This is a genomic window from Arcobacter sp. s6 (assembly GCF_040884245.1).
Classification (GTDB): domain Bacteria; phylum Campylobacterota; class Campylobacteria; order Campylobacterales; family Arcobacteraceae; genus Aliarcobacter.
This window is the reverse complement of the sequence record NZ_JBEVTN010000003.1, coordinates 166333-184370: the sequence shown is the minus strand read 5'-3', so window position 1 is coordinate 184370 and position 18038 is coordinate 166333. Positions and strand designations below refer to the sequence as shown.

At 24.9% G+C, this 18038-nt stretch carries 17 protein-coding genes; 6 read left to right on the top strand and 11 right to left on the bottom strand.

Going from position 1 to position 18038, the window contains the following annotated elements:
- Positions 1–145: 145 nt before the first annotated feature.
- The 3 genes from ABVS04_RS02910 to ABVS04_RS02900 all read right to left on the bottom strand — a co-directional run bounded on the left by ABVS04_RS02910 (position 146) and on the right by ABVS04_RS02900 (position 3106).
- Entirely contained in the window at positions 146–625 is a 480-nt protein-coding gene (locus tag ABVS04_RS02910) for a hypothetical protein (RefSeq protein WP_368029164.1), read from the bottom strand.
- Between the two features lie 174 nt (positions 626–799).
- Entirely contained in the window at positions 800–1522 is a 723-nt protein-coding gene (locus ABVS04_RS02905) for a hypothetical protein (protein WP_368029163.1), read from the bottom strand.
- Between the two features lie 123 nt (positions 1523–1645).
- On the bottom strand, positions 1646–3106 hold the full coding sequence (locus ABVS04_RS02900) for a MutH/Sau3AI family endonuclease (protein ID WP_368029162.1): 1461 nt from the start codon (positions 3104–3106) through the stop codon (positions 1646–1648).
- Positions 3107–3386: 280 nt separating this feature from the next.
- Here ABVS04_RS02900 and ABVS04_RS02895 point away from each other — a divergent pair, with 280 nt between their 5' ends.
- Both ABVS04_RS02895 and ABVS04_RS02890 read left to right on the top strand, forming a co-directional pair.
- A complete protein-coding gene (locus tag ABVS04_RS02895; protein ID WP_368029161.1) occupies positions 3387–3767 on the top strand; it encodes a hypothetical protein in 381 nt (126 codons plus the stop codon).
- Positions 3767–5539, top strand: a complete 1773-nt coding sequence (locus ABVS04_RS02890; protein ID WP_368029160.1) for a DNA cytosine methyltransferase — start codon at positions 3767–3769, stop codon at positions 5537–5539. The genes ABVS04_RS02895 and ABVS04_RS02890 overlap by 1 nt, the downstream gene beginning before the upstream one ends.
- Before the next feature lie 92 nt (positions 5540–5631).
- Here ABVS04_RS02890 and ABVS04_RS02885 read toward each other — a convergent pair whose 3' ends face one another.
- Together ABVS04_RS02885 and ABVS04_RS02880 are read right to left on the bottom strand one after the other, a co-directional pair.
- Positions 5632–6123: a hypothetical protein gene (locus ABVS04_RS02885; protein WP_368029159.1), complete on the bottom strand. Its 492-nt coding sequence runs from the start codon at positions 6121–6123 to the stop codon at positions 5632–5634.
- 708 nt (positions 6124–6831) lie between these two features.
- Positions 6832–7434 (bottom strand): recombinase family protein, encoded by a 603-nt coding sequence (locus tag ABVS04_RS02880; RefSeq protein WP_368029158.1) that lies wholly within the window; start codon positions 7432–7434, stop codon positions 6832–6834.
- A gap of 189 nt (positions 7435–7623) precedes the next feature.
- Here ABVS04_RS02880 and ABVS04_RS02875 point away from each other — a divergent pair, with 189 nt between their 5' ends.
- A complete protein-coding gene (locus ABVS04_RS02875) occupies positions 7624–10806 on the top strand; it encodes an NACHT domain-containing NTPase (RefSeq protein ID WP_368029157.1) in 3183 nt (1060 codons plus the stop codon).
- 152 nt (positions 10807–10958) lie between these two features.
- On the opposite strand, the gene ABVS04_RS02870 is transcribed toward ABVS04_RS02875, so the two are convergent.
- The 3 genes from ABVS04_RS02870 to ABVS04_RS02860 are packed head-to-tail and all read right to left on the bottom strand — an operon-like array spanning position 10959 to position 15365.
- Positions 10959–11801: an HNH endonuclease gene (locus ABVS04_RS02870; RefSeq protein WP_368029156.1), complete on the bottom strand. Its 843-nt coding sequence runs from the start codon at positions 11799–11801 to the stop codon at positions 10959–10961.
- Complete coding sequence (locus tag ABVS04_RS02865) at positions 11801–13297, bottom strand: AAA family ATPase (RefSeq protein WP_368029155.1); 1497 nt, start codon at positions 13295–13297, stop codon at positions 11801–11803. Before ABVS04_RS02865 ends, ABVS04_RS02870 begins: the two co-directional genes overlap by 1 nt.
- A 25-nt stretch (positions 13298–13322) precedes the next feature.
- On the bottom strand, positions 13323–15365 hold the full coding sequence (locus ABVS04_RS02860; RefSeq protein ID WP_368029154.1) for an ATP-binding protein: 2043 nt from the start codon (positions 15363–15365) through the stop codon (positions 13323–13325).
- Positions 15366–15670: 305 nt separating this feature from the next.
- Between ABVS04_RS02860 and ABVS04_RS02855 the strand changes: the two genes are divergently transcribed.
- From ABVS04_RS02855 to ABVS04_RS02845, 3 genes are all read left to right on the top strand, one after another.
- Positions 15671–15937 (top strand): type II toxin-antitoxin system RelB/DinJ family antitoxin, encoded by a 267-nt coding sequence (locus ABVS04_RS02855; RefSeq protein ID WP_129094293.1) that lies wholly within the window; start codon positions 15671–15673, stop codon positions 15935–15937.
- A complete protein-coding gene (locus tag ABVS04_RS02850) occupies positions 15930–16199 on the top strand; it encodes a type II toxin-antitoxin system YafQ family toxin (RefSeq protein WP_368029153.1) in 270 nt (89 codons plus the stop codon). The genes ABVS04_RS02855 and ABVS04_RS02850 overlap by 8 nt, the downstream gene beginning before the upstream one ends.
- 67 nt (positions 16200–16266) lie before the next feature.
- Positions 16267–16578: a hypothetical protein gene (locus ABVS04_RS02845; RefSeq protein ID WP_368029152.1), complete on the top strand. Its 312-nt coding sequence runs from the start codon at positions 16267–16269 to the stop codon at positions 16576–16578.
- Positions 16579–16754: 176 nt separating this feature from the next.
- Here the strand turns inward: ABVS04_RS02845 and ABVS04_RS02840 are convergent, their stop codons facing one another.
- The 3 genes from ABVS04_RS02840 to ABVS04_RS02830 form a co-directional block, all read right to left on the bottom strand.
- Positions 16755–16952, bottom strand: a complete 198-nt coding sequence (locus ABVS04_RS02840) for a hypothetical protein (protein WP_368029151.1) — start codon at positions 16950–16952, stop codon at positions 16755–16757.
- Between the two features lies 1 nt (position 16953).
- On the bottom strand, positions 16954–17130 hold the full coding sequence (locus ABVS04_RS02835; RefSeq protein ID WP_368029150.1) for a hypothetical protein: 177 nt from the start codon (positions 17128–17130) through the stop codon (positions 16954–16956).
- 65 nt (positions 17131–17195) lie between these two features.
- On the bottom strand, positions 17196–17498 hold the full coding sequence (locus tag ABVS04_RS02830) for a DUF2958 domain-containing protein (protein ID WP_368029149.1): 303 nt from the start codon (positions 17496–17498) through the stop codon (positions 17196–17198).
- Between the last annotated feature and the right edge of the window lie 540 nt (positions 17499–18038).

The window sequence follows — 18038 nt, the reverse complement described above, 5'->3', positions numbered from 1 at the left end:
CACGCTGGCCAAATCATTATGCGTAAGGTGGCCAAGTGTGAATGCGCGCGCTGGCTAAATTCTTTGCGTCCCAACACTCAATACCATTATTTTTTATTTCTGTTTAGAAAAGACATAATATTTAATTATCAACTACTACTAATGATTAATTATATTTTTCTGTTTTTTTGATTATTAAACCAAGCATTTCATTTGAAATTTCTGTAAACTCTTTAGTTAATTTTTCCAAATCTATTTTTTCTTCATTTGTAATAAACTTTGAATCTGCATACTTTAAATAGATATTCATCTGTATTAAACGAAATTCAGTATATTTTGTTATATATTTATTATTAGTTTCCTTTAATTCTGGGAAATAAGCTCTTATTTTGAATGATCTATTTCCTGAAACTTCTTCTTCATTTATATTTGTTTCTTTTCCTGCCATAAGATTTGAAAAATTTGTTAATGCAATATTAGTTAATTTATTTGTCAAAATAAATATTTCTTCTAGTCTTTTTAAAGCCAATTCATTTTGTTCTTTTATATTTTTCTTTTTATCTTGAATATAATCCCTTAATATTGTTGTTGAAAAACCTATTATAGCACCAAGTATTAAAGTTATGTAAGGTGTAAGTTCTTTCATTTTAGTCCTTTTTAAATTAATTATAAAAAATTTGAGCGAACGGTTTAATCTTATTTCATATACTTAAGGTGAATATATTTTCAATATAAATTTATATATTAGGGAAGAATAATGACTTGAATTATAATTATTTCATAAAATAAGTCATAAAATTTCTAAAGTTTTTTACTAAATTTATTTCTTCCCTACTAAATATTCATTAATATTTGTTGTCAAAGACTCAATAAGTTTTGTCTGTGTTAAGACTTTTTCTGTCTCAGGTAATGATTCTGAAATCTTTAAAGATAAACCTATATTCTGAATTAATAGGAGTTTTTGGTGATATTCACTCATTTTGGATACAGTATTATTATATAATTTAAAGAAAAGAGCACTTATAACTTCAACTATTGTACCCGATGCAACACTCATATATCCAGAATTATCTTTGCCCAATAATAATAAAATTACACCAAATGCAATTATAAGAAAACCTATCACTGATACGCCCACTGTAGAAAAAAAAGCCTTATTTGCTTGGTTACTAGTTTCTGTAAAATACTTATCTATATGCTTAAAATTTATAGATACAAGTTTGTTAAAGAAATTAATCTGATTTTCATCACCTAATGTGTCGATACTCTTTCTTAATTCATCTTTATTAAGAATTTCTTTCTTAATACTAAAAATATGTATTTTAAATAATAATCTTGTAACAGTGAAAATTAAACTAAGAAAGAAAGCTAAAAATAAATTATATAAGAATAAAACTGGTTCTTTTGTTATTGTATTTTGCAATAAATCAGATGGGTTTTCTTGAAAAAATAAGGCAAGAAATGGTGATGAAAAAAACACTACTAATAATATAAAAAATTTTATATATTCAAATTCAGGATAACTATCTGTTTTTTTTTCCATGTTATTTCCTTGATAAAAATTGGATTGATATATTATCCAAGAATTATTAAAATAATATTAATTATTCTTTATTATTCATAAGTAACATAAAATAAGAATATTTTATTAAATAACTTTAAGTTTTTAACTAATATTATAATTATTTTTCAACAATTTTTGTAAAAAGTTTTTGTTTAACCAAAAAGATTGTTTTACAATAGAGTTTCCTAAATGGTCTTCATCTCTATCTTTTCTATCTTTTGAATGAGGTCTAATATGTATAACTTTAGTATCTGATTCTTTACTTAATTTGCTTATTTCTTTATATCCATTTTTAATTGGTTTTCTTGTAATTTCAACTTTTCCATTATTAATTTCATCTATATAATTTCCCCACTCTTTTTTAATAATTTCTAATTCAGTAGAAGAAGGACTCCAAAAAAATGCTTTTCCTATTACTTTTTCATCAGTAGGAACACCCTCCTTCTCATTTTTTAAAATAGGTATAAATAGAATACGATTTATCTCTTCTTTAAAAGAACATCTTTCCCAAGTAAGACCTTCTTCCTCATCAATTCCTTCATCCCATTGTTCTTTAACTAATTCTTTTAATTTGAATGTAGGAAAAGAAACTGCTTCCCATGGTTTAAAATCACTTTTTCTTGTAGAAATAGTTTTTACTTGTATACCTAATTGTTCAAACTCTTTAATTCTTGAATTAACATTTTTAAAACCTATAGATTTTTTAATAATTGTAGCTGCTGCATTTTTCCCACTAGGAACGTTTATATTAAATCTTTTTGCAACCTCACCTAATGTTAAATCTTCTAATAATTTGAGTTTCGAGAGAATTTCTTCTTCAAAATTTCCATTTGAGATATGTAAAGTTTCTAAAATAGATTCATATTTCTTTTTATTTATTTCATTCCATCTTTGATTAGTAAATGATTGTTTTAAAGAGAAAGCTCTTTTTAATGCTTTATCCTCATAAGTTTTTATAGGCTGACTAACTAAATCTTTTAAAACACCATATTTATCTGTTCCTCCACTTCCACTTCTTGAAGCTGCGAGAACATGACTAATAGTTTCTGATAATTCATGAGCCTTCCCCTCTTTTACATAATTATGTACCGAATTCCAATCATTTGAGATAACTAGCTCATCATTTCCTTTTAATTCAAATAAATCTATTTTTTTTATTGTTGAATTTAAAATATCTGATTTATCATAAAAATAGTACATAAATAAAATTTTATTAATTTTAATCTTTGCATGAGAATTATCCCATTCTTCATCTATGAGCTTATGATAATCAATACTACAAATTTTTGTTCGTTCTTTTACAAAATATGAATTATCTTTATTTTTAGCTAAAGGGATAACTTTTAATTCTATCCCTGCTTCAGCAAAATCTGGAAGAGGAGAATTATTGTTTTTTATACTAAACCAATGTTCTTCAATTAGATTTCCAATATTTCCTTTATTTTTGATATTTAATTCTTTAATATCAATACTTGAACTATCACAAATCTCTCGTATTGTTAAACCTATACTTTCACTTGCTCTTTTTGAAATTGAACTAACATCAATATATTTATTATCCATTCTTTACTACCATTTTAATTTTTTATTCTCTTATGAATTATTTCTCATGTAAAAATTTCTTAATAATTTTTATTTTATTTTTAGCACATATAAATAATAGTTTGTATCTTTTTTATCCATTAATATAATCGAATAAATTATGCCATTATTGACTTTGATTAGCAAGATTAATGAATCATAATTATCATAAATTTGAGAAATTTCTATTGCTAATTGCAATAAAACTTGATCTTTTTAGAATTTTCTAATATAATTGCAACTAAATTAGACAGGAGGTATTATGGACATTAGTAAACAACAAGAATTAATAAATTCACAACTTCTAATTGTGAAAGAACCAATATTAATTGAAAATGTAATTAATGGAGATAATACAAAAGTTTATGTTGAATTTAAAGGTAGAAGTTCAAGATTCTTAATAAATGAAGAACTTGGAAATTCTATTAATACATGGCTTAATAATTTACCTGTAATTACAGTTAATGAAATGAAAGAAGTTATGAATAAATATAATATCTCTTTAGAAAAAATATCAGAGTTATTGGAAGATGAAGAATTGATAAAAATAGAAAATATAGAAGAATGGATAAATACTTACAATGAACAAGATTGTTTTTTACCGATTGATGTGATTGATAGAATTATAGAGGTTAATTTATAATGAATGAAAATATAATTGAATCAGAAAGTGCTAATTCACCTAGAATTTATACATTTATGGACTTTTTTTGTGGAGCCGGTGGATTTTCAGAGGGTTTTAGACAACAAGGTTTTAAGCCAGTTAGAGGAATTGATTTATGGCAACCAGCAATAAATACTCATAATTTAAATTTTGGATTAAATGATGAAACAAAAAGTGTTTTAGATTTTGAAAAAGATGAAGAAATTGAAGAATTAGAAGATACTGATATAATTATTGGAAGTCCTCCTTGTGTTTCATTTTCTATGGCTAATAAAGCAGGGAAAGCAGATAAAAGTTTAGGGATTAGATTAATAGAAGCTTTCCTAAGAGTTGTTGCTGTCAAAAAACATAAAAAAGATACTATTTTAAAAGCTTGGTATATGGAGAATGTACCAAATTCTAAAAATTTTGTACAAAAAACTTATACATTTGAAGATTTGAATTTATCAAATTGGGCAGAGAAAAATGGTATTGAGAAAACAAAAATAGCATTAAATGTACAAGATAATGGAGAAGTACTAAATTCAAATCATTATGGGTCTCCACAAAAAAGAGAAAGATTTATATGTGGGGAGTTTATACAAAGAGATAGTAAAAATAATATTATTAGTGAAGAATTTGTAAAACCTATTAAAACACATGATTTAAATACTCAAATAGTTTTAGGAAATATTAGAGCTAATATTCCAAGTCCTTTACAAAAGAAAAATATTAAAGAACAAATTGTAGACCCAAATTATCCAAGTTTAAAATTTCCTATATCTGAATTAACAGATCATTTTTATGATAGTGGATTATATGAAATGGAATGGGAACAAGCTCAAAGAGCAAAACAAAATCATCCTTTTATGGGAACAATGTCTTTTCCTGAAAATGAAAATAAACCTAGTAGAACAGTTATGGCAACAAGAGGTGGAAGTACTAGAGAATCATTGATATTTAAGAGTGAATATAAAAGAAGTGGAGATGGAGAATATAGACTTCCAACTATTAGAGAAATCGCTACACTAATGGGTTTTCCTTATGTATTTAATTTTACAGGAACAGAAAGTACAAAATGGAAACAAATAGGTAATGCAGTTTGTCCTCATATGAGTTTTGCTTTAGGAAAAGCACTTAAAACTAAATTGGATAAGAATAGTGTTGTAGAACATAATAATATTGATTTTAGTTTATTAATTGAGAATAATCAGAAAGAATCTAAATTCAATAATTTAAATACTTATAAGAAAAAAGAATTTAATAAACCACCTACAAGAAATGCCGGTTCTAAGTTCAGAAGACACTTCTTTAAAGGTGGGAATATGACTGTTACCTTAATGAATCATTCAGCAGTAGATAAATCAATCAACCCTGGGGAAGATTGGCTTATTTATGTATTTTTAGGTTCAGGAAAAAACTTCCAAGAAATTTCAATTAAAAAAGATATATTTAAAGATATAGAAAAATTTATAAATAGTAAATTACCAAATGACTATCAAAACTTTTTAAAAGAATCTAAAGAATTATGCAAAAATATACCTTCTTCAAATTTATTACAAAGGTTATTTGAAGATAATAATAGAACTTCTGAATATTTAGATTTAGAAACTTTTTTTAAAAAAGGAAGTATTTTAATTCAAAAGTATAGAGATAATTTTAATGCAGATAATTTAGTTAGTCAAAATATCTTGGAAGAAAAAGAAAACATACCTTTATTTCAATTATTATCAATGTATTTAATAAGTTTATATAGAAGTAAAATAAAATAATTCTTGGTTATTTTATTGACAATATTATGTAATGCTCTTGATTTATAATCAAAACTAGCTCTTTTAATTATGTATGAGCTAGTATAAATTGATTAAAAATTTAACTTTGCAGTCTTTTCAAGTGTTACTATTATTCCATCACTAATAGTAATTTTAAATCCTTCATTAAAATCTATATATTCATAATCAAAGCTTTTTTTATCTCTTGATAAGTTAGTCTCTAGATTTTTTATCCAAGGAAGATTGCTTATTAGCCCCTGTGCAACTACTTTTTTGCTATCAGCCATATTAAAACCAAAATATCGTGAATGAAGTCTAATTCTTTGTACTTTATTATTTTGATCCATTTCTAAACCTATAGTTAAGTCATTAGAAACTATAAGACCACATAGTTTCTCAGTTTTACGAAAACTTTTTTCGTTAAAATAAGGTTTCCAAATATCTATTTTATCAATAATAATTTTTTCCATTTTTGAACAAGAAGAGTTACCATCATCTCCTAATTGTATTCCTTTTAGTCCTATCTCACTACCAAACATTATATTACTAACTAATATAGTTAATATTAAAATATATTTTTTCATTTTTATTCCTTTGATTTTTACATACCTGTAAATGTTAAACTATTGTGTCTACTGTAAATAACATCAATAGTAAGCCTTTATTAAACCTTCAATATCCTGCATAATAATGTAGTGCAAATAGTAAGCTTAACTTTTTTTTGCCATAAGTTATTAAGTAATAAACTAGACAATTTTTTCACGTTTTTTTCTTATCTTTTTTTAACAAATAATTATACAATTCAAATGACTCTCAAATGACTCTTTTTTAATAATAAATAAAAGAATTGCTAAATTTAAAAAAACTCTAAGTTTATTTAGTCACTAAATCGGAGACCTTTACATAAATGGACTAAATGCGACAAATAAATTTAAAGGTATCTTAATTTAATTTTATACCACTTTAGTATAGCCACAGAAGATATTTTCTCTTACATTAATACAACTTTCAATCTAAAAATCATTTCTCGTTGAAATATAGAGAAACAAATAATACTTCATTTCATTAAAGGAAATTAAACAATTAATATTTATAATTTACTGATCTTTTTGAAAAAAGAGTCATTTGAGAGTCATTTGAATTGTATAATATTAAATATTATTTGAATAAGGTTATAAAATGAAATTTAATTTCATAGATATATTGTTCTTTTCTTTTATAATCATATCTCTGATTTTCCTTATTTTTGTTATTTAATATAGTTAAAAGTTATTTTAACTGGACAAATAACTTTATAGCCTGTTTATAATAAAACTTCTCAAAGATGGTTGAGTACCAATACCAATATACTTAACTATCTTTTGAACAGATAATCCAAGTTTATAAAGTTCTTCAATTTTCTCTTTATGCTCATCATATTGACTTTTTACTATTTGACCTTTTTGTCTTCCAAGAATTTTTCCTTTTGCTCTTGCAACTGCTAATCCTTGTTTTGTTCGTTCACTTATGATTTCTCTTTCTGTTTGTGCAAAATATCCATAGATTGAAATTAGTAAATTTGATAATGCAGAATTATCAGTTGAAAGTTCTGGTTGGTTTATGAAAATTAGTTTTATATTTTTTGAATTAAATTTTTCAATAAGATTTAAAATCTCTAACATATTTCTTCCAAGTCTTGAAAGCTCTGTTACAACTAAAGTATCACTCTCTTTTAATTTTAAAAATAAATCTTCAATAAGTCTTTCTTTTTGATTTTTTTTACTTGATACTTCTACTTCTATAAAATCTTCAATTTGAATTTTTTTATTAAATGCAAATTCTAAGATTTTATGTTTTTGATTTTCCAATGTTTGTTTGTCTGTTGATACTCTAATGTAAGCGTAGTATTTACTCATTTTTTAGCCCTTATAAGTTTAATCCTAATGATTATATGTAGCCTTATCTTACTTACTCCTGTAGGTCGAGCATTTAGGTGATTAAAAGTTAGTTGTTTAGATGAACGGTTAGAGGTTTAATTATAAATAAAACTACAAAATTTAATAATATTTAGATATATTGTTAAAAATAAATTTAAATGGATATTTATGGTTAAAGATAATTGGGATCTTTTTAGAAATAAATTTAGTGGAAAAGAAGAAAACATTTTTGAATGGTTTTGTTATAATCTTTTTTGTAGAGAACAGGATAAAAAGTTTGGTATCTTTAGATATAAAAATCAAAGTGCCATAGAAACAGAGCCTATTCAGGTTGGCAATAAAATAATTGGATGGCAAGCAAAATTTTATGATGGACTTTTAACAGCTCATAAAAATGATTTGCTTGGTATTATTGAAAAATGTAGAATAAAATATAAGAATTTAACAGATCTTTATATATATACAAATAGTGAATGGGGACAAAATCAACATAAGCGCACTCCTGAAAGGCGTCCTAAAGCTCTAATTGAAATTGAAGAGGAAGCTAAAAAACAAAATATAAATATAATTTGGTATACAAAAAGTTATTTCGAATCTTTATTCGTATCCCTTGATCATAAAGATTTATCAAGTTATTTCTTTGAAAAAGAGAATGAGCATTTAATAAATTTCCAAAAAATATTAGAAAAATATTATAAATCAAAATTTGAAAAAATTGAAAGTTCTTTTACTGATTTAAAAATGGATATTAAAAATACAAGTATAAATATTTTTAGTTTAAGTTCTCAAAAAAAACTTTCTATTTCTAATCTGTTAAAAAATTTAGATGTTAATAAAAAACAATTAATTATTGGTGCACCGGGTATGGGTAAAACTACATTACTACAATATATAACTTATTTATGGTATTCAAATAAAGAGTTCATGGATCTATATGAGTATGTTATATACTTACCACTAAAAAAATGGAAACAACAAGGATTAAATAATTTTATTAATAATATTTATTACTCTTTAGATTCTAAAATAGATGCTACAGAATTATTAAGATCTAGTAATAATGTACTTTTTCTTTTTGACGGTTATGATGAATTAGATAAAAATAATAAAGTAGAATTATTTGAAGAAATAAATAAATATAATTTAAATAATATTATTTTTACTAGCCGCTCATACGGTCTTCAATTTAATGAATTTGAAACATTTGATAAATATGAAATTTTAGGCTTAGAGAAAAAAGAAATAAAATCTTATATTGTAACTTATTTTAAAGAGAATAATCAACTAAAAAATAATTTAATACAGTTTATTGAAGAAAATAAAAAACTAGAAGAATTGGCTAGTAATCCTCTATTATTAGAAATGATATGTAAAATTTGGTTGAATAAACAAGAAATAAAACCAGACACAATATTTCAAATTTATTCGCAGATTATAGAAGTATTATTTGATGAATATACTGAAATCAAAGATATAGAAAAGTTACAGGATAGAAAAGAATTAATTCTTGATTATTTTAGTGAAATTGCATTTGAAGCAATGACAAATAGAGTCCAAATTTTAGAAGGCACTATACTTAAAAGACAAAGGTTTAATGAACTTAGAAGTTTTTTTGAGAATTATATTTTAAAACTAGGTTTATTAAAAAGAATAAGCATAGATAATAGAAATCCTTTAGATAATAGTTATGAATTTATACATTTAAGTTTTTTAGAATATTTTTCAGCGAGATATGTTTCTAAACTTGATAATCATATTATAAAAGAAATTATTGGAAACAATAAATTTGATTTACAGAAAGAACAGTTTTTTAAATTTTTAATAAATTTAATTGAAAATAAAAACTTATTGTTTGATGCTTTTTATGAAGAACCTCAAGATATTATTGGTTTTACAACTAATTTGTTTAATCTGATATGTTTAAGTGAACTTCAAGATAATGAAGAAATAGGAAAAAGTGAATTAATATATAAAACGACTCTTGATTGGTTAGCCTATTGTTCTGAAAATAATATTGCTCTAGAAATTATTATTTCAAGAATTTATGAAAAGTCTATACTAATTCAATTGATAAATTATGCTTTAAAACACAGGAATGATAGATTACTTTATCTTTGTCTGAATAATTTGATTATAGTTGATAGAGAAGTAATTATTTTAACTATAAAAAATTTTATTAGTAAATCTCCTAACTTTCAAAGTTATAGAGATGATATTTATTTATTTTTAATTTCAAAAAGAATTTTTGATAATGATTTTCTAGATGTTGTAGGAGAAGTATTAAAGTCAAAAGTTAAGTTGAATCTTTGTACTCAAAAATTTGCCTTAAATATAATTGATAATTTATCTGATTATGATGTATCTTATAAAGGTAAATTAGCTAAATTTAAAGAAGAATTAGAAGAGGTATATCATAAATTAGATAGTGAAGATAGTGAAGATAGTGAAGATCGTGAAGATAGTGAAGATAGTGAAGAAGATACACGAGAAGAAGATAATGAAGAAAGTGAACTTTCAGAAAATGATTTTTCTGAAATACTAGAAAAGAATATAAATAATATCTTTGATTATAAGTTATCACAAAATATGTTAAGTGAATTGACAAATAAATTTTTTGTTTTGATTAATGATGATAATATTGATATTTTCAGTCAATATAAATTAGAAAAATTAGCTATTGAAATTTATAAGAAAGACCAAACAAATGAAAAAATTATAAAATATTTATATGAGGCTCTTACTAAAAGACACAATTCTTGTAATGATGAAATATCATTTCAAAAAGATTACATGTATTTGTTAGATCAACTTGCTTTTATTAAAAATAACGATGATAGAATTATTGAAATATTAAAGATGTTTATTTCTAATAAAAACTTTGATTTATCAAAAAAAATTGATATTGCTATTGGGTTATATATAAATGAGATTAAAGATAAAGATATCATAGTAACCTTACTTCAAGGATTTTCACATTCTAAAGATTTATGGAATAGCTATATAGATGATATGAGACAAAAAGATATAGCAGGCATTTTAATTAATGATTATAAGTTAGGTGAAAATGAAGAAATTACTGTTGGAATGCAGATAACCAATCATGATGAAAGAAAAATCCCCATATATAATTATATTAATTTTATAAATAATTTTGAGATCTTTAAAGATTTAACGTTAATAAATGATAGAAAATTTATACAATCATTTATTAATGCTTTTTTATTAGATGAAGCATCATTAGTTAAGGAAAATGATAATCTTTATATTATTTCAGGACTTAAAAAATATAAAATAGAATGTTTCAATTATGTAGATGATATTATTTCTGCTATAAAAAAAGAAATTCATTAAGTAATTAAATTAATATTATAAACAACAAAATGCCCCTTTAGGCATTTTGTCTTATTATCTGAAAAAAATTTTAAATAAGCAAGATTACAGAGTTTAACTATATTTATATTTCTAAAATACTTTGTTGAGAAAAGTAATTTATTATTGGATATTTATCTATAACCTCCATACCAATACCATTGACTTTGTGATAATGCCTGAAACATTGCTGTTTCCCAAGAATTTTTATATCTATGCTCATAAGTTCTTGCTTTTTTTTCCAATTCTTGTTGAATATCATCAGAATTACTATTGTGCAATATGAACTCATCTCTTAAATAAGCTAAAGTATTTGCTGCTTCAACAGAGAATCTTTCAGATAACGAGTAACTATTAAAATGTTCTTGTACTCTATCTTTATCTACCTGAGACCAATTTGCTGGAGCATTAACATAAAACTGTATTGAAACAGGTGAAGTTTGTAAAACTCTTGCATATAACCATTGTTCATTTGTATAATTGTCATAATAAGGATGTAAAGTTTGTGTATTTTTTGTACTTGCATAACTGGTTGATTTGCCAGTATTACAATCTTTACAACTAGCTACTAAATTATTTGGCAGTATTGAAAATACTGGAAATATTGACTTTGGTAAATAGTGGTCAAGTGTTGAGACTTTTCCAATACCACAATAAGGACATTTATTTAATGGTGCTAATAACATTAATTCATCATAAAAGTATCTCGCGGGTTTATCTTCCGGAACCATTTGCCCTGAGTATAGTTTTTTTAACTCATCAATATTTCCACAATGTTGATTTTTATCAATTGGAATAATAGTAGACGTTAATAAATATAACTCTGCATTTAATGCTCTATTTTCATAAGATGCACTATTTAATAAAAAAGTATATAAATATTTTTGGATAGAACTTTTTTTAGACGAAGTAACCTTTGCACAACAAGTATTAAAAACATCTATTTTATTCAATTTTGGTTTATCTACTACTATCATTAAACAACTCCTCCACGGTTACTACTATTTAAAAGTGATCTCAATAGTAGTTTTGCCTCAAAACCTAATTGATCATTGTACTTTTGAATAACTTGTTCATATGACATACCATTATTTACATCATCAGAAAGCAATTTATAAAAACCCGATTCATTAATTTCTAAATCAAAAACTTCACGGGTTATTTTTCCTATAGATTCTCCAAATGTTTCTGAAACAAATCTCTCTGCATTTGCTCTATAACCATATCTACTTAATTTCCATACACAATTCATAGGAATTTCTTGTACAATCACAGGAGAATGAGTTGCTATTATTGCAACTGCATTTCTATTTATTAATAAATCAGATAATGCTCTTACAAATGAAGATTGGAGTGGTGGATGTAAATGTGCTTCAGGTTCATCTAATAATACTAATGTTTTTTCTTCTATTTTTTCAACTAGTTTAGTTATTGTTAATAAAACAATTGAATGACCCGAACTTAATCTTTTAAACAAATGAATTATCTGTTCTCTATTAAAAGACTCATTAATAATTTGAGTGATATTAACTCTTGCAAAAAGAGGGTCAGATTCTAAAGTTCTTACTGTATTCAACCATTGATTTATTTTTGCTCGATTCATATCTCTTAATATACTATCTGCAAATTCATTAGCTAACTCTACATCATTTTTTAAAGCTGATTCTCCTGTTTTCTTTAACCCAATATATGAATAATTTGGATAATCTACTTCTATATAAGGTTTAAATGGATCAAAAGCACTATATGATATTGATATCACACGAGAAAAAAATTCCCCTGTATCTCCAAACATATCTTCAGCTTGTTGAAAACTACCACTAACACTATCAATTCCTATAAAGCTTTCTATCATATTATTGAGTAAATGAGTTTTCCCAACGCCATTCCTTCCTATTAGTACGTGTATATTTGTAGGTGGGTTAGACTCAGGTTCTACATCAAATGATAGTTCGTAACCTGCTTGAATTTCAGTTTGTATCATTTGATATGAAAAATTATATGGAGTCAAAATAGCTCCACCCGATAATATTCTTTTATATTGCCCTGTTAAAGTAACTAAAGTAGTATCTCTTAATAATGAAATTTGAGTTACATTTTCTTCTAAAGCCCTTCTTTGTAATTCTTCGTCAAACACAATGTCTTTTATACTTAATAAAAATAATTCTTTTAATTCTAAACTTAAAGCTTGAATTGATGAATAATAATCAGTACCTTGACCTAAAGAGAAATATCTTTCATCCAAAGCATCAAATTCATTTTCTAGTTTAATCCGTGATTCTATAGTTTGACCAAAATTAGCAATCTTTATATATCCTAAATCATGTTTCTTTCCATTCTCATCAAAAAGTGTTATTTCATATAGCGTACGATAACTAAAATCATTCCAATTATCCAATGTCAGATAAACTTTTAGATTACTTGTTTCAGGGATTTTAAAACCTCTAGGTTTTGTATAAAATGTTAATTCCATATATACCTCTCTTTTAAAGATTCAATTAAACTGTAGGTAGACCTAGCTTATCAAAGAAAGCTCTATTTCTTTCTTTTGCTGATTGAACAAGCTTGTCAAAAGATATTACTTCTATATATGCTTCAAACTCTTTATTAAATCCAAAATAGCCCATACCATCATGAGTAGGTGTTAAATTTGACATTTTACAACGATAAATTAATGTCTCTGTTAAATCAGCCACTATATAACAAAACCCTGGCAAATTCTTTGCGTTAGGAATGGGTCTCCCCTGAGCAGTTGTTACTTTTCCCTCTCTAATTCTATTTAAATATCCTAATGACTGTTCAATAGGGTCATCTTTTTCACCAGCTTTCATATTATTTCGCATAGGTCGTTTTATTTCTACAATTATTATTGAAGCTAAAGAAGCATTATTATTTTCAGAAACTAGAATAGGATTGTTTCTCACATGTAAAGAAAGTAAATCAGGTTCTGTTGTAGACTTTGAATCAGTAATGGACATAGAACTAAGCGTTTTATCTGAAGCTAAATAATTATGAAAAGCAAGTCTTTCATCTAATAACCAAAGATTCATATCCTCAAATTGTAATTCATTTGATTCTTTTTGCATAGGCATTATTAGTTCATGTATCAAATCTTCTCTAACATATTTACCATTAGGTTGTTTTTGAATAGATGCTTCAAATAAATCTAAAATTACTTTCCTATGTGATACATAATTTGCTAAGTCAGATTTCTTTATATCTTCTACAGTAGATAAGTATTCTTGTACTCTATGTCGATAATCTTTAAATGTTTCATTTTGTTTAAGTTCCATAATTAAATGACCTTCTTCTAATACATTCTTTTCTATTTCATAAAGATGTTTATGAAGTATTACATCTAATTCTTTGTCTGTCATCTCAGGATTAATATTTAATTGTTCATCAGGGATTCTTAACATAATTGGTCGATATCTCGGAGCTTTTGTATCAATAAAATTATTAATTCTTTTTTTGCTTTCAGTTATATTTTCTTCTAAATAGGGAGATAAAAAATCTTTAATTTTAATAAATACTGCATCTCTAATATCTTTATAAGATATTTCTATATCTTCGATAAGTCCTTCAGCATTTTCAACTATATCAAGACCTGTTCTTTCTGGACGAACTCTTTCATCTAAGAATTCAGCACTTATATAACAGCTATAAATAAATTCATTATCATTTTCTTTAAGTTTTCCATAAAGACCTGGAATTTTTTGTTCTATATTTTCTTCTTTTACAAATCTACTTCCTGCAATATATACCATAGTATGATTCTTAGAAGATACAGGTTTTGATTTAATATGCGTTATATCAAATTTTTGATTTTTAATAATCACAAAATCTGTATTTGCGGAAGATAACATATATTGATCATACAAATCGAATAATGAAATTTCTTCTTCTGTATCTTTAACAATTATATTAGGAACACCTATATCTCTTATAAAATACCATAGGCAATGTTCCAAAAGATTTTCTGCTATTTTATTTGTGGTTTTAAAAGATGCTTTTCTATACTCTTCTTTAAATTTTTTTAAATATATAGTTGTCTTAATGTCTCCATTTTCTAAAATCTGATTTGACGGTTGGCTTACACCTGCTCTAGCATTAAATGATAAAAGTCTTTTTATTAATTTCTGATTGTCTATAAAAGTACTTACTATTTCTATTTCATCAAAAGCTTTTAACCATAATAAACGACCAATTCCTCTACATCCTTTGTCAATTTTATGTTCACTATCTAATGTTTCAAATGATTTTAAATTATTATCGTTAAACCCAACACCATTATCTATAACTTTAAATCCAACAATATCATTTTGTGTAGTAATACCTTTTTTATTATTCTCAAAATTTATTTCAGATTGAGGTGGCTTTCTTAAAATTTCAATAACTATTTTTCCATCTTGAATTGCCATGTCTGATTCTTCTATAGAATGAATAGAATTAACCACTGCCTCATACAAAGGCATTAATCCTTGACTTGTTGGTAAATGTGTATTTCTCAATCTTCCATGTAAATTTGTTGTTAAACTCATACTATTCCTAACACCTAATAATTATTTTCTAAAAACCTATACTTAGTAAAATATAATTCAAAATTATTTTATCTAAATACCATTAAAATCCAATAACGTGAATGCATTTTTTAAATACTTTAGATATTTAAAACTTTTATTTTTAAAATTCTATATTGAAAATATAAATAAATGCGAATAAAATAATATATTTTATATGCTTTAGCAAATTATCTCTTTTCAAATTATGAACTCATTTCCTCAAAATCAAATTGACAATAACACACATTGTGTGTTATAATTCTTTAATAAATAAAGGATTTGAAATGACTGCAACAACAAATAAAGTTAGAACAAATGTTTACCTTGATGCAACTACAAAAGAGAAAGCTCAAGAGATATTTAAACAATATGGTTTAGGACTAAGTGAAGCTTTTAATATATTTTTAACACAGTCTGTTTTGGAAAGAGGAATTCCTTTTGAAATAAAAATTCCAAATGATGAAACACTTGAAGCTATTAAAGATGCAAGAGCAAATAAAAATATGACAAAAGTTAGTTTAGAGGATTTAAAAAAGGATTTAGGTGCTTGATTTATCTGTTCATAAAATCTTCACAAAAGATTTAAAAAAAGCTCAATTAAATCCTACAAATAGTGCAAAACTATTTTTGTATATCTCGTTACTTTTAAATAATGAAGAATTGCCTCAAGAAGCCAGAGATCATTTTTTAACAGGAGATTGGAAAGATACAAAAGAATTTCATATAAGTGGCGATTTACTTGTTATTTACATGATAAATGATAATACTTTACAACTTCTTAGAATTGGAACGCATTCTCAACTATTTAAATAAGTTTATTTATCACTCATAATCTTTTAATCAAAAAGTACCTATTATCCTAAATATTTCAGGAGTTAAAATGATAAAAATGCATCCAGTTAAATTTTTCCTAATGTATCCATACTTATGGTATTTCCCTTATAAAAAAGAATATACAATTGAACAAGCAGAAAAAGAACATTTAGTTTATGGACAACTTTGGGAAGAACCTGTTCCTTTTGGAAAAATGAATACTTTTTGGGAAGGATTTAAATCAAAAATTCAAGAAGGTGATAAACTATATTTATATAGAAGTCCTATTCGTAATTGGTTTAGATTAGCAGGTGTAGAGAAATTTATTTTAGAATGTGATGGTAAAATTATTGCTTCTCATATTGTTGCATGTAACTAATATAAAAATCAATTATATTTTCTATAAGGTTTATGTAAAAGACTCCCTTGCTCAAAATCACCATCTTTTAATTTAATGTATGGTTATAAAAAAATACTTCTAAAATTAAGTTGTTAAAAAGATGGGATTATCCATCTTTTTCTAATACATAATCGATATATCTTCTTGTATCATTTTTAATTTTCTCCTTCTTCTTTTATCTTTATAATTAATGCCTCTGGTACTTCAAATAATTCTGAAAGCATTCGAGTAGATCCTGTACTGAAATATATATTTACGTACAGAAACCTTGGGTTTAAGTCATATATATCATCTTTACAAATATCAATAATTTCATTTTGTAAAGACTCATTTAATTCATCAAACTTTTTCATTTTATTTCTCTTTTTTTAATTTTGTATCTTTTTGTTCAGTTGTAGTGTTAATTATATAATTACAGCTACAACCACCTATGCTATTTGTATTTTTATGGTTTTCTCTTCCACTATCATTGTTTCTTTGAGTTTTATTTTTTCTGTTGAAATACTCAGTTCTTGGATTATATTTATTCATTTGTTTCTTCCTTGTTTTTTTCTTTTTTGGTCTAATTTTCTATATTTTTGATTTTTTAATCTATATCATTGTAATTCTATTTTTCCAAATGGTTTTTCTTTGAAATGTAAATCTCTTTCTATTTTTAATCCCAAAGGGCCTGTTACTTCCTCTAGTTCTATTAAACTAAAGTAACCCCACTCGGGATACAAGCCATCTACATAGCCAAAAAATATTTTGTCTTCTTTATCATACTCAACCACATACCAAGTCCATGAGCTATCAGGGGTAAAGAATTTAATCTTTACTATCTTGTCTTTTGTAGCAATTTTCTCAGTTGCGTAAAGTGGTGGTAATTTTTCTTCTATTTCTTTCGGTAGTAATGTCATTTAATCTCCTTGTTTATTTAGTATTCGATTAAATAATATCTATGAGAAGAGTCTTGGAATAGTGAGAGTTTTAGTATAGATATATGGATAGCTTTTCTTTTGAAAAGATTTAAAAAATCTTTTTTTTCAGAAAAGATATAAACATATAATCATAGATATAGTAAGAAATATAGGATGTATAGGTAATATAGGTAAATTTTATCTTTAATAAGAAATTATAGGTTATAATTCAATCCTTTCAAAAGAAATTAATGTTTTTTTGTAATAAATTTTGAGAGTCTAATATAATCCAACGTAGATTTATTAATTGTAAAGTGTATAAAAAATGGCCTATCGTTTTGGCCTATTGATGATTTCAATATTGTTAGAATGCCTATTTATTGGCGTATATTTGATTAGTTGTTAAGGAGACTACCTCCTCCACTTTTCTTATCCAAATAATCAAACAAATTTTTTACATTTTTTCTTAATTTTTGACCGGAATTAGTCAGGGCAGAATTACAAGACTTTTTACTTTATATGTACCAGTTATTATAACCG